Genomic DNA, 13,280 nt, shown 5'->3' with positions numbered 1-13,280 from the left:
GTCCGTGTGTTGTCCACAGGCGGTGGCTGAAGTGGGAGATCGCGGACAGAATCGAGGGTGCACCGGACACCGCTTCGGCGGCCTGATCAACGGGAGGCAGCAGTGAGGACAGCGACACTGGGGCCCGAGGAGCGCGTACAGGCGCTCGCCGGGATGGCCGAGCGTGAACTGGACGTACTGGTCGTGGGGGGCGGCGTGGTCGGCGCGGGCACGGCGCTGGACGCCGCGACGCGCGGCCTGGCGACCGGCCTGGTCGAAGCGAGGGACTGGGCATCGGGCACATCGAGCCGGTCGAGCAAGCTCATCCACGGCGGCCTGCGCTATCTGGAGATGCTCGACTTCGCTCTCGTACGGGAGGCGCTGAAGGAGCGCGGACTGCTCCTGGAGCGGCTCGCACCCCACTTGGTGAAGCCGGTCCCCTTCCTGTATCCGCTGCAGCACAAGGGCTGGGAACGCTGGTACGCGGGCTCGGGGGTCGCGCTGTACGACGCGATGTCGGTCTCGTCGGGCCACGGCCGGGGGCTTCCGCTGCACCGGCATCTGACCCGTAAGCACGCCCTGCGGCTGGCGCCCGCGCTGAAGAAGGACGCGCTGGTCGGCGCCTTGCAGTACTACGACGCACAGGTGGACGACGCACGCCATGTGGCGACGCTGGTGCGGACGGCCGCGAGCTACGGCGCGCTGGTGGCGAACCGGGCCAAGGTGACGGGATTCCTGCGGGAGGGTGAGCGGGTCGTCGGCGCGCGGGTGCAGGACTCCGAGGGCGGCGGGGAGTACGAGATCCGCGCCAAGCAGGTCGTCAACGCCACCGGGGTGTGGACGGACGACACCCAGGGGCTGATCGCCGAGCGCGGGCAGTTCCATGTGCGGGCGTCGAAGGGGATCCACCTGGTCGTACCGAAGGACCGGATCCACTCGACGACGGGGCTCATCCTGCGCACCGAGAAGTCGGTGCTCTTCGTCATCCCGTGGGGGCGCCACTGGATCGTCGGCACCACGGACACGGACTGGGACCTCGACAAGGCGCATCCGGCCGCGTCCAGCGCGGACATCGACTATCTGCTGGAACACGTCAACTCGGTGCTGGGTGTGCCGTTGACGCGGGACGACGTGCAGGGTGTGTACGCCGGTCTGCGGCCCCTGCTGGCCGGGGAGTCCGATGCGACCAGCAAGCTCTCCCGGGAGCACACGGTGGCCCATCCGGTACCGGGCCTGGTGGTCGTCGCGGGCGGGAAGTACACGACGTACCGGGTGATGGCGAAGGACGCGGTGGACGAGGCGGTGCACGGGCTGGACGAGCGGGTCGCCGAATGTGTCACCGAGAACGTGCCGCTGATCGGAGCCGAGGGGTACAACGCCCTGTGGAACGCGCGGGCGCGCATCGCGAAGCGGACGGGCCTGCACGTGGCCCGGGTGGAACACCTGCTGAACCGCTTCGGCGCGATGACCCAGGAGGTCCTCGACCTGATCACCGAGGACCCCTCACTGGGTGAACCGCTGGGCGGCGCTGACGACTACCTGCGGGCGGAGGTCGTGTACGCGGCCTCGCACGAAGGGGCCAGGCACCTGGACGACGTACTCACCCGGCGTACCCGGATCTCGATCGAGACGTTCGACCGGGGCACGCGCAGCGCACGGGAGGTGGCCGCGCTCATGGCCCCGGTGCTGGGCTGGGACAAGAGCCGTATCGAGGCGGAGGTCGAACACTACGAGAAGCGGGTCGAGGCGGAACGTGAGTCGCAGCGCCAGCCGGACGACCTGACGGCGGACGCGGCCCGGCTGGGGGCGCCGGACATCGTGCCGCTGGAGTGAGGCGGCGGGGCCGGGCTGTGCCAGGGCGGGTGCCGCTGGGGCCGGTGGGGCGGGGTGTTGGTCTGGGCTGGGCCGGTGGGACTGGGACTGGGACTGCGCAGGGCCGGTGGGGCTGGGGTGGTTGGTCTGGACCGGTGGGCCGGAGTCGGTGGGGTGGTCGTCTGGACCGGTCGGCCGGAGTCGGTGGGGCCGGGGCTGTCTGGCCGGAGTCGGTACGGTCGGGGAGGGGCCCGGCCGTACCGGGGCGGGGGAGGCCCGGCCTGGTGGGCTCAGGGTTCAACTGGAGCGGGCCGGGGGCGTACTGAGGGGCGGATCGAGAGAGGGAGGAGGTTTCGGGTGGGCCGGGAGTCCACGTCGGGGAGTGTGCCCGGGTGATGGTGCGTGAGGTCTGAAGAGGCCGAGTGCCTGTGTGACCTCGGGTTCTCCGGGCAGGGACGGGCAGAAAGTGGGGCGGTGCGGCCGGGCGGTACCGGGATACGCCGCGGTGGCGGGCGGCGGGTGCGGCGCCCGCGTGGCAGGAAACGCCTCCCGCATGGCCCATGATGGTCGCCCACGGACCCGGCACCATCATCGGTGCCGGAGTGAGAGACAATGAACGCTCTGCCAGGGCGGGTTGAACGCAGAGGGGACGCATGTCGGAGGCGGAGCAGGCGAAGGACACCAAGGGGCGCCTCCTGGCTGGGCGGTACCGGCTTGGGGGTGTGCTCGGCAAGGGCGGCATGGGCACCGTCTGGCGGGCGGTGGACGAGACACTCGGCCGCACCGTCGCGGTGAAGGAACTGCGTTTCCCCTCAGCCATCGACGAGGACGAGAAGCGCAGGCTCGTGACGCGTACGCTGCGCGAGGCCAAGGCGATCGCCCGTATCCGTAACAACGGAGCGGTCACCGTCTACGACGTGGTGGACGAGGACGACCGTCCGTGGATCGTCATGGAGCTGGTCGAGGGCTGTTCCCTGGCCGAGTTGGTACGGGAGAAGGGCGCCCTCACGCCGGTCCGCGCGGCCGAAGTGGGCCTCGCGATCCTCGACGTGCTGCGCCTCGCGCACCGTGAGGGCATCCTGCACCGCGATGTGAAGCCGTCCAATGTGCTGATCGCCGAGGACGGCCGGGTCGTGCTGACCGACTTCGGGATCGCGCAGGTCGAGGGCGACCCGTCGGTGACCTCGACCGGAATGCTGGTCGGCGCCCCCTCGTACATCTCGCCCGAGCGGGCCCGCGGCCACAAGCCAGGCCCGCCGGCCGACCTGTGGTCGCTGGGCGGCCTGCTGTACGCGAGCGTCGAGGGTGTGCCGCCGTACGACAAGGGGTCGGCCATCGCGACCCTCACCGCGGTGATGACCGAACCGCTGGACCCGCCGAAGAACGCGGGCGCCCTCTCGGAGGTCATCTACGGTCTGCTCGCCAAGGACCCGGCCCAGCGTCTCGACGACGCGGGCGCCCGGCGGCTGCTGAATGACGTGATCCACGCCCCGAAGGTGCCGGAACCGGCCGCCGAGCCCGCGGCGGACGCGACGCGTGTCGTGCCGCTGCCGCCGGTCCCCGAGGAGCCCAAGGGCGCGGGGAAGCCGGGCGCGGGGGAGTCCAGACCGGCGAAACCCGCGAAACTCACCAAGGAGCCGAGGGCTGCCAAGGAGTCCAGGTCCGGCAAGGAAGCCTGGCCGCAGAAGGTCAGGGACACCGCGGCGGCCGACCGGGTGCGCGGTGCGCTGAACTCCGTACGGAACGCCAGGTCCGAGCCTGCTCCGGCCAAGCCCGCCACCGCACCCGCCGGGCCGCCCGCCCGGGTCAGGGCGCCGATCACCGATGTCGTGCCGCGCCGCACCCTGGTGATAATCGCGGCCGTTGTGGCACTCGCGGTGCTCGGAACCGTCCTCGCCTTCGCGCTCGGCGGGGGCGACAAGGGCAATCAGAGCAAGTCCCCAGGTGACAAGAGCGCTTCGAGTGGTGCGACGGCCGGGAGCGACGGCAAGAACGACGGCAAGAACGACGGCAAGGGCACGGACAGCGGGAAGACGGACGACCAGGGCAAGAACGGCGATCAGGGCAAGGGGCAGAGCAGCGGGAGTGCTACGCCTTCGTCCGACGACGAGCCGTCCAAGCAGCCCGACGGTGATGCGCTGCCCAGCGGGTACAAGAAGGTGACGGACGGTCGGTTCCACTTCACGATGGCGATGCCTGCCGGGTTTCACCGCACGGCCATAGCGGGGGTGAGTTCGGGCGGGATCTACAACAAGTCCCGGGGCGGCTTCCCGCGTGTGCAGATCGACTTCAACGGCTCGCCCAAGGATGACGCCGCTGCTGCCTGGAAGGCCGCGGTCGGCGGTCTGTCGGCCAGCGTCGGCGGTTACAAGCACCTCGGCATACACAAGGTCGAGTACAACGGCTATCCGACGGTCGCGGACTGGTCGTTCGAGCGTGACCAGAACGGTCAGCGGGTCCGGGTGCTGAACAGGGGATTCAAGGTGGACGCCAAGAGCGGCTACTCCATCATGGTCAGCTGCAAGGCGAGCGAATGGGACGGCGGCGAGTGCACCACGCTGCGTAATACGGCGTTCAAGACATTCGCTCCCAAGAAGTGACTCAGGACACGTATTGTGAGAGGACGCGGACCGTACGCAGCCGCAATGGGCCTGTAATCGACCGTATTTGACGGATTGATACGGATGGATGCGGTCCCCGAGACCAGGGAACAGCGCGCTCCGGGGAGGCGTCGTGGACGAGTACGCGGGAAGGGTCCTTGCCGATCGCTACCGCCTTCCGCTGCTGTCCGGCGACGAGTTCGAGCCCGCGGAGGTCCGGGCGTTCGACACCTACAGCGGACAGGAAGTCCTGGTCCGGCAGGTGCCGCTGCCGGAGGTCGTGGACGCGGAGATGCTCGACGAGACCGGCTCGGGGGCAAGCTTCGGGGCGGGGCCGGGTACCTGGCCAGGGGGCGGGGCGGGGCACGGGGTGTCCGATGCGCGGGGCGCGTCGGCCCGTACCACCCGCATGCCCGCCGATCCCGCGGTACGGCGGGCCATGGAGGCGGCGCAGTCCGCAGCGCAGATTCCCGACCATCCCCGGCTGGACCAGGTCTTCGACGTCTTCGCCGAGGGCGGTTCGCTCTGGGTGGTCAGCGAACTGGTCGAGGCCACCCCGCTGGCCGTGATGCTCGCCGAGCGCCCCCTGAACCCGTACCGCGCGGCGGAGATCGCGTCCGACGTGCTCACCGCGCTGCGTGTGCTGCACGCCCACGGCTGGACCCACCGCAACATCACCACCCGTACGGTGCTGGTCTGCGACGACGGCCGCGTGGTCCTGACGGGGCTGGCAGCCGGAGCGGCCGAGGAGGCGCTGTGCGGTTATGACCCGGTGCCGGCCGACGACTTAGCGCAGCCGGCGGTCGGTGGAGGGGGCAGCGGCGGGGATACCCGAGGCGGACGCCCCACGTCCGAGCCCTCGGCCGCGCCAGGAGCGGATACCGGCCGGGCGCTGACGGTGCAGCAACGTCCTTCCGGTACACAGGCGTCCGGTACACAGGCGCTCCCGGCCGGACCGGGGCTGCCGCCCGGCTACACCCAGGACGAGCGGCCGGGGCAGCCGCTCGGCGCGGTGTACGACCAGGCGCAGAACACGACGTCGCCGACGTCCCGCACACCCCGTACGCCTCACACACCCCACACCCAGGGAGGACCGGGCGGCCCGGGCCTGCCCGGGCCCAGGGGTGGTGACGACGCCGTTTCGGCGGGGGATGTCCGTGCCGCGCGGGCCGGGGCCATAGCGGCCTACCGCGCCGGGGCGCGGGCTGCGGCACGCGTCAGTGAGGACGGGCGGGGCGACGACAGCGGGGGGTTCCCCGTGCAGCGCCCCGCGTCCGATCCTTCGCAGGCCGGGAGACAGGGCTCGCCGGGGGTGCCGGAACCGGCCGGGTCGCCGGGATCGCAGGGACCGGCCGGGTCGCCGGGATCGCAGGGACCGGCCGGGTCGCAGGGATCGCAGGGACCGGCGGACTTCTGGCATGGAGCGCAGCCGCGTTCCGGCGCGGGGAACGGCATGCGCCCCGACACCATGCGCCCCGAGGACCTGCGTGGCGACGACCTGCGCGGTGCCCATGACCGTGAGGCCTTTGATCGTGATGCCCGGGATGGCGATGCGTCGATCCGTGATGCTCAGATCCGTGACGGGCACGATCGCGACCCGCAGGACCACGGTGCCTGGAACCGGGATGTCCAGGCTCCCCAGGCTCCCCAGGCTCCCCTCGCCCCCCACACCGCCGTCGCCGTGCCGGACGGTTGGGGGCAGGGCCCGGCGGGGGCCACGGTGCCCGCGCCTCGGGGGCCCAGGACGCCGCTTGCCGCCGAGCGGGCCCGGCAGGCCCGTATCACCGTTGTGGGCGCCGTCACCGAACGGTGGGCGCCCGAGCAGGCCGGCCCTGTCCACGGCAACTGGCAGCTCGCGGCGCCGGTCGGGCCCGCCACCGATCTGTGGGCGCTGGGCGCGCTGCTCTTCCGGGCCGTCCAGGGCCATGCCCCGTACCCGGAGGAGAGCGCGGCCGAACTCGTCCAGCTGGTCTGCGCCGAGCCTCCCGCGTACGCCGAGGAGTGCGGTCCGCTGCGGCCCGTCGTGGAGTCGCTGCTGCGTCAGGACCCCACGGAGCGCCCGGAGATAGAGGAGCTGCGCGGCTGGCTCCGCTCGCTGGTGCGGTCGGCGCCCGAGCCCGACGCCGGGCAGGGGATCGTGCCCGTCCCGCCCGCCGACGCCACCCGGCTGCCGATCAAGCGCCGCAGGGGCGAGCTGGTCCGCCGTCGCCGCCGCAACCCGGGTGCGGACGGCGTACACGGCCGCCACCGCCAGCAGCGCAGGAGTGGAAGGCGAAGAGAGCAGGGCCCGGCCGGACCCCTCCGCCCGGTGGAGTCGGCGCAGCCCATGCACTCCGTTGCGGCGGGCCCGTCCGAAAGGCACGCGCCGGGAGGCGGACAGCCCCGGCCGGACGCGAAGCCGCGCTCGCTCGGGCGGACACTGCTCGTCGTCATCCTGGTCGTTCTGGTCGCCGCCCTCGTGTACGCGCTGAAGTTCATGCCGAAGGCCGACGACTCCGCGCGGGGCGGCAGCGGTGCGCCTGCCTCCGTACCGACCGGTTCGGCGTCCGGGCAGCAGGGCTCGCCGCAGCAGGGCTCCCCGCAGTCCGCGTCGGCCGGGACACCCCGGTCGCCGCAGGGCACGGAGCCCGACAGCGGTGGCCCCGCGGCCGGTTACGCCGTCCGTAAGGACCCCGAAGGGTTTCAGGTGGCGGTGGCCAAGGACTGGGAGCGCAGGCCCGTCAACGACGCGGGTCAGGTGCGTTTCATCGGCGGCGATTTCGAACTCGTCGTCGTCCCCGGCCGCGACAGCGTCAAGGACGACGGCGCCGATCCGATGGCGTACCAGCGCAACAAGGAACGGGAGCTCAAGCCGTTCCGTGACTCCACGTGGTCGTCCGCTTCGGGGCTGCGCCGGATAGACGTCGGCAAGCAGGCCATGGCCGAAGGACAGTTCACCTGGCAGGACAGCAGCGGGCGCGAGGTGTACGTCCGTAATGTGGCCATGATTATCGCGGGCCGCTACCACATCGTGCAGGTCATCGGCCCCGAAGCGCAGCGGGACAAGGTCACCGAAATCTATGAACAGGCCGTGGCCACCTACCGAACGGTGAAGTGAGAGGACTGCGCGATTCCCGTCACAGTGCGGTATCACGGCCCGCCCCGAGGTTCCAAGACCGAATATCCGTCCGTAACCTGGCAGCCAAGGGAACGGACAGGGGCACGTGGAACACACTCACAACGCGGACTTGGTGCTCGCCGGTCGTTATCGGCTGGGCGAACTCATCGGTCGCGGCGGCATGGGCAAGGTCTGGCGGGCTCACGACGAGGTGCTGCACCGGACCGTCGCCGTCAAAGAACTGACGGCCGGTCTGTACGTGTCGGAGGCCGACCGGGCCGTCCTGCACGCCAGGACGCAGAAGGAAGCGCGGGCGGCCGCGCGCATCAACCATCCCGGGGTCGTCACCGTCCATGACGTCATCGAGTTCGACGACCGGCCGTGGATCGTCATGGAGTACATCGACGGCCCGTCACTTGCCGACGTGGTCAAGGAGTCGGGCGCGCTCGCCCCCCGCGAGGCCGCCCGGGTGGGACTGCATGTGCTGGGAGCGCTGCGCGCCGCGCACGCGGCGGGGGTACTCCACCGCGATGTGAAACCGGGCAACGTGCTGCTCGCCCACGACAGCCGGGTCCTCATCACCGACTTCGGCATCGCCGCGATCGAGGGCGACTCGGAGATCACCAGGACCGGCGAGATCGTCGGCTCCATCGACTACCTGGCCCCGGAGCGGGTGTACGGCGAGGAGCCCGGCCCCGCGTCCGACCTCTGGTCGCTGGGCGCCACGCTCTTCACCGCCGTCGAGGAGCGCTCGCCCTTCCGCCGCACCTCGCCGATCTCCACACTCCAGGCCGTCGTCAACGACGAGCCGCCGAAGCTCACCCGGGCCGGGCCGCTCACCCCCGTCATCACCGGACTGCTGCGCAAGGACCCCGCGGAACGGCCGGGACCCGCCGAGGCGGAGCGCATGCTGCTCGACGCGATGGAGGGGCGCAAGCCGCGGCAGGCCGAGGCGTACGTCCCGACGCAGCTGGTCGCCGAGGGCATGCTCCAGGACGCCACACCCACGAGCCGGATCAGTATGCCGTCCGGTGCGGATGCGCCCGCCGGACAGGCGGCTGCCCCGCCCGTACCGGAGGCGATACCGGCGGAGATACCGGCAGCGGCATCCACGGCCCTGTCCGCACCCGCACTCGGGACCGTGCCGGCCGCCGGGCCCGCCACCGCGCCCGGGACCGCGCCGGGTTCCGGGGCCGGTGCTCCGTCCCCGGCCGGCCCCGCCGGGCGGAAGCGGCGCCGGATACGGACCGGGGCCCTGGTCCTCGCGCTCGCCGTGGTCATCGGTGCCGGGGTCGGCTTCGGCATCATGAAGTACGGGAACGGGGGCAGCCGTTCCGGCGGCGACACGGCCTCGGGAACCGGCGGCTCGGGCGGCGGTCAGCAGCCCAAGCCGCGCGGAGGCATACCGGCGGGCTGGCACCGGGTGACCGAGCCCGAGGGTTTCAGTCTCGTTCTGCCCAATGGCTGGAAGCGTCAGATGGACGGCTCCAACGAGATCGACTACACGCCGGACGACGGCAACCACTTCATCCGGATCAGCATCGACAAGAGCCCGGACTACTCGACCCCCTACCTGCATGAACTCGCCCTGGAACCGCAGCTGAAGCGTCTCCCCGACTACCGGCGGATCACGCTGCACGTGAACAACTTCCGCGACGAGGACGCCGCGCTCTGGGAGTTCACCTGGACCGAGACCAAGGGGCAGCCGGGGAAGCGCCGGGCCATCGACCAGATGTACAACGTGAACCACGGCCAGGCCGAGTACGCGATCTACATGGGCGGGCCGGCCAAGGACTGGGACCGCAGCCGGTTCGACACGATCCTGCGCTACTGGCAGCCGCCGGGCTGAACCCGGCCGGTGCGGTGCGGAGCGCGTCTCCGTACATGCTCCGGCCGGCGCCGCTGCTGCGCGGCGTCCGTGCGGCATGATGGACCCCCGGGGGACGTAGGGGGACAAGTGGCACAGGATCCGCGTAACAGCCGTCTGAGTAACAGCCGCCTGATCGCCGGACGTTATCTGGTGGGGGACCGGATCGGCCGCGGCGGTATGGGTACGGTCTGGCGGGCCACCGACCAGCTGCTCGGGCGGGAGGTCGCCGTCAAGGAGCTGAACACGGAGACCGGGGCTGCCCCGGCGTCGGCGCTGCGTGAGGCGCGGGCGGTCGCGCAGATCAAGCATCCGCATGTGATCGTCGTCCACGACGTGGTCGTCGAGGACGAACGCCCGTACATTGTCATGGAGCTGGTGGTCGGCGGTTCACTGGCCGACCGGCTCTCCGCGCACGGCCCGGTGGGCACCCGGGAGGCCGCGCGGATCGGGGTGGCGCTGCTGGGCGCGCTCCGGGCGGCGCACGCCAGGGGCGTACTGCACCGGGACATCAAGCCCGGCAATGTCCTGCTGGAGAGCGACGGCCGGGTGGTCCTCACCGACTTCGGGATCGCGCGGCTCGACGGGGCGACCACGATCAGCGAGCCGGGAGCGTTCTTCGGCTCCCCCGAGTACACCTCGCCGGAACGGGTGCAGGGCGCGGTGGCCGGGCCCGCGTCCGACCTCTGGTCGCTGGGCGCGCTGCTGTGTGCCGCGCTGAGCGGGGAGTCGCCCTTCCACCGGGATTCGCTGGTCGGGGTGGTGCACGCGGTGGTCACCGATGAGATCCGCCCGCCCGCCGGGGCCGGGCCGCTGCTGCCCGTCGTCCTGGGTCTGCTCGAACGGGATGCGGCCCGCCGGATGGGCGTGGACGAGGCGGAGCGGCTCCTGGGGGTGTATGTGGGGGGATGCGCTGGTGGCGGCATCCCTTTCGTGCCGGATACCCCTTCTGTGCAGGATGCCCCTCCCGCGCCGAGCGCCCCCGCCGCGCCCGGTTCCTCAGCCACTCCGGACCCCGCACCCGTCCCGGATCCCGCACCCGTCCCCAACGTGCCACCTGCCCTGAATGTCGCACCCGCCCCGGATCCCGCACCCGTCCCCAACGTGCCACCGGTCCCGAATGTCGCACCCGCCCCGGATCCCGCACCCGTCCCCAATGTGCCACCCGTCCCGGACGTCGCACCCGCCCCGGGTCTCTCCCTCGCCCCAGGCGCCTCTCTCACCCCGGATCCCGCACCCGCCCCCGGCGCCTCACCCACCCCGGAGATGCCGCCTCCCGCCGCCGGGCCACTCGCCGGGTCGGCCGCCGTGTCCCCCGCCGGGTCGGCCGCCGTGTTCCCCGACGGGCTGCCGTCCCGGCCCCCGCGACCCGTGCTCCGGCGGGCCGCCCTCGTCGGGGGAGTGCTGGCCGCCGGGGTCACCGGGGCCGGGATCGTCCTGTACGGGCTCGTCCTGTATGGGATCGGCGGCGCGGGAGCGGATCGTACGGGCAGCGCCGCACCGTCCCGGAGCGTGACCTCCGTACCGGCCGCTGGGCCCACGGCCACCGCGGACCACGGAACGCGGCAGCATCCGGGCCGCGCGGCGGGGCCCGGTTCCACTCCCGCGGGGACGCCGGCCCGCCGGGCGTCGCCGGCGCCGCCCGGGTACCGCAGGGCCGACGACCCCGGGGGCTTCTCCCTCGCCGTCCCGGACGATGCCACCCGTTCCACCGACGAGAAGCGCGTCTACTACCTGACGCCAGGGCAGGTCTTCCGTATCGGCATCCGGATCCACGGCGGCCCCGGCGGCGGGCCGATGGCGACACAGCGCGCATCGGACGCGGCGGGGCCCCGTACCAACCCCGGGTACCGGGACGGCACCGTCACCGCGGCGACGCACGACGGACATGAGGCGGCGCTCTGGGAGTTCACCTGGAACGGTTACTCCAGGGGTGAGGGCGCCCGTCACACGTACGACCTCTGCTGGGAGCAGGACGGCCGCCTCTACGACGTCTGGGTGTCGGCGCCGGTCGGCCGCCTCGGCACGGCGCAACGCCACTTCACCACGGCCGTCGGCTCCTTCACCGTGCCGACGGCAGCGGGTGGCACCGCGGACCGCCGCTGAAGTCCGGGGCCGCTGTTGGTCATGGTCGCCATGGCTCCAGCGGTCAACCCGCCTGATCAGGGGTTATGTCGCCAGCGATCACTGGCGGCATATGTGGGGACCGTGAAAAGGCGTTACTGATGGGTACCGAAACGCTGCGCCGGGGCATAGCCTCCCCTCATGACGGACTCGCAGGCTCCCACCGCCACGGCCCCCCAGGGCACGAACCCGATCGCCCCCGCCCCTTCCGGAGTGCGTACCGCGGCCGATGTGGTCACCCCCGAGGTGGTCGCCCAGCTGACCCGCGGTGTGGTGGGTTCCGGACGGACGGCCAACCACACCCCGTTCACCGGCGGGAAGCTGGCCGATCTGCCCGAGTCGACCCCGGACGACGTCGCGACCGCCTTCGAGCGGGCCCGCGCCGCCCAGGCCGCCTGGGCCGCGACCCCCGTCCGGACCCGGGCGGCCGTCCTGCTGCGCTTCCACGACTTGGTGCTCTCCCGGCAGGCCGAGGTCCTCGACCTCATCCAGCTGGAGACCGGCAAGGCCAGGCTGCACGCCCACGAAGAGGTCCAGGCCGTCACCGTCGCGGCACGCCACTACGGCCGCAAGGCGCCCTCGTATCTCAAGCCCAAGGGGCACACCGGCGCGATCCCGACGTTCACCAAGGTCACCGAGGTGCGCCAGCCGCGCGGTGTGGTGGGCCAGATCGCCCCCTGGAACTACCCCTTCGAGCTCTCCATCGGCGACGCCCTGCCCGCCCTCGTCTCCGGCAACGCCCTGGTGATGAAGCCGGACACCGAGACCGCCCTGACCGCGCTCTGGGCCCGGGACCTGATCATCGAGGCCGGACTGCCCGCCGAGGTCTTCCAGGTGGTGCTGGGCGATGGCCCGGTCATCGGACCCGAACTGGTCAAGCGCGCCGACTTCGTCTCCTTCACCGGCTCGACCCGCACCGGCCGCGAGGTCGCCCGTGGCGCGGCCGACCGGCTGATCGGCGTCTCCCTCGAACTGGGCGGCAAGAACGCCATGCTGGTCCTGGAGGACGCGGACATCGAGAAGGCGGCCGCGGGCGCGGTCCGCGCCTGCTTCTCGTCGGCGGGCCAGCTCTGCATCTCCATCGAGCGGCTGTACGTCCACGAGTCGGTCGCCGACGCGTTCCTGGAGCGTTTCGCCGCACGCACGAAGGCGATGCGCCTCGGCGCCTCGCTCGCCTACGGCGCCGACATGGGCTCCCTCGCCGGAGAACGGCAGCTGGAGGCCGTACGGCGGCACGTGGACGAGGCGGTCTCCAAGGGCGCCACCGTGATCGCGGGCGGGGTGCACCGTACGGACATCGGCCCGCTCTTCTACGAGCCGACCATCCTGGAGGGCGTCGAGGCGCCGATGGCCGTCTGCAATGAGGAGACCTTCGGCCCGGTGGTCTCGGTCTACCGCTTCCAGGACGAGGACGAGGCGGTCGCGACCGCCAACGCCACGCCCTACGGCCTCAACGCGAGCGTCTGGACCAGGAGCGGAAGCCGCGGTCACGCGGTCGCGACCCGGCTGCGGACCGGCACGGTCAACATCAACGAGGGGTACGCGCCCGCGTACGGCAGCGTGCAGTCCCCGATGGGCGGCATGAAGGACTCGGGACTCGGCCGCCGGCACGGCTCGGAGGGCATCCTCAAGTACACCGAGGCGCAGACCGTCGCCCACCAGCGGGTGATGCCGATGGCGCCGTCCTTCGGTATGGACGACGAGAAGTACGCCGCCTTCATGAGCCGCAGCCTCAGGGCGATGAAGGCCCTGCGGCTGCGCTGACCCTGCCCTGCCGACCGCCCTGACCCCCTGCGCTGCC

At 72.0% G+C, this 13,280-nt stretch carries 6 protein-coding genes; all 6 read left to right on the top strand.

Going from position 1 to position 13,280, the window contains the following annotated elements:
* The first annotated feature begins 102 nt into the window (after positions 1 to 102).
* A complete protein-coding gene (locus tag ACWGKJ_RS01535) occupies positions 103 to 1,812 on the top strand; it encodes a glycerol-3-phosphate dehydrogenase/oxidase (RefSeq protein ID WP_385020549.1) in 1,710 nt (569 codons plus the stop codon).
* 632 nt (positions 1,813 to 2,444) lie between these two features.
* A complete protein-coding gene (locus tag ACWGKJ_RS01530; protein ID WP_385020546.1) occupies positions 2,445 to 4,391 on the top strand; it encodes a serine/threonine-protein kinase in 1,947 nt (648 codons plus the stop codon).
* Positions 4,392 to 4,524: 133 nt separating this feature from the next.
* A complete protein-coding gene (locus ACWGKJ_RS01525) occupies positions 4,525 to 7,488 on the top strand; it encodes a protein kinase (protein WP_385020543.1) in 2,964 nt (987 codons plus the stop codon).
* Positions 7,489 to 7,594: 106 nt separating this feature from the next.
* Positions 7,595 to 9,337, top strand: a complete 1,743-nt coding sequence (locus ACWGKJ_RS01520; RefSeq protein ID WP_385020540.1) for a serine/threonine-protein kinase — start codon at positions 7,595 to 7,597, stop codon at positions 9,335 to 9,337.
* Between the two features lie 198 nt (positions 9,338 to 9,535).
* Positions 9,536 to 11,461: a protein kinase domain-containing protein gene (locus ACWGKJ_RS01515; protein WP_453315657.1), complete on the top strand. Its 1,926-nt coding sequence runs from the start codon at positions 9,536 to 9,538 to the stop codon at positions 11,459 to 11,461.
* A gap of 159 nt (positions 11,462 to 11,620) precedes the next feature.
* Positions 11,621 to 13,243 carry a succinic semialdehyde dehydrogenase gene (locus tag ACWGKJ_RS01510; RefSeq protein WP_385020534.1) on the top strand — a complete coding sequence of 541 codons (1,623 nt, stop codon included), beginning with the start codon at positions 11,621 to 11,623 and terminating at the stop codon, positions 13,241 to 13,243.
* Positions 13,244 to 13,280: the final 37 nt, after the last annotated feature.

Source organism: Streptomyces sp. NPDC054757, from assembly GCF_053612185.1.
Note: the sequence above shows the minus strand (reverse complement) of the source record. Positions and strands in the feature narration are given on the sequence as shown.

What these genes read in the sequence shown, in the direction of transcription:
- ACWGKJ_RS01530 (WP_385020546.1), top strand. Translation starts at nt 2,445, where the DNA reads ATGTCGGAGGCGGAGCAGGCGAAGGACACCAAGGGGCGCCTCCTGGCT.
- ACWGKJ_RS01510 (WP_385020534.1), top strand. Translation starts at nt 11,621, where the DNA reads ATGACGGACTCGCAGGCTCCCACCGCCACGGCCCCCCAGGGCACGAAC.
- ACWGKJ_RS01515 (WP_453315657.1), top strand. Translation starts at nt 9,536, where the DNA reads ATGGGTACGGTCTGGCGGGCCACCGACCAGCTGCTCGGGCGGGAGGTC.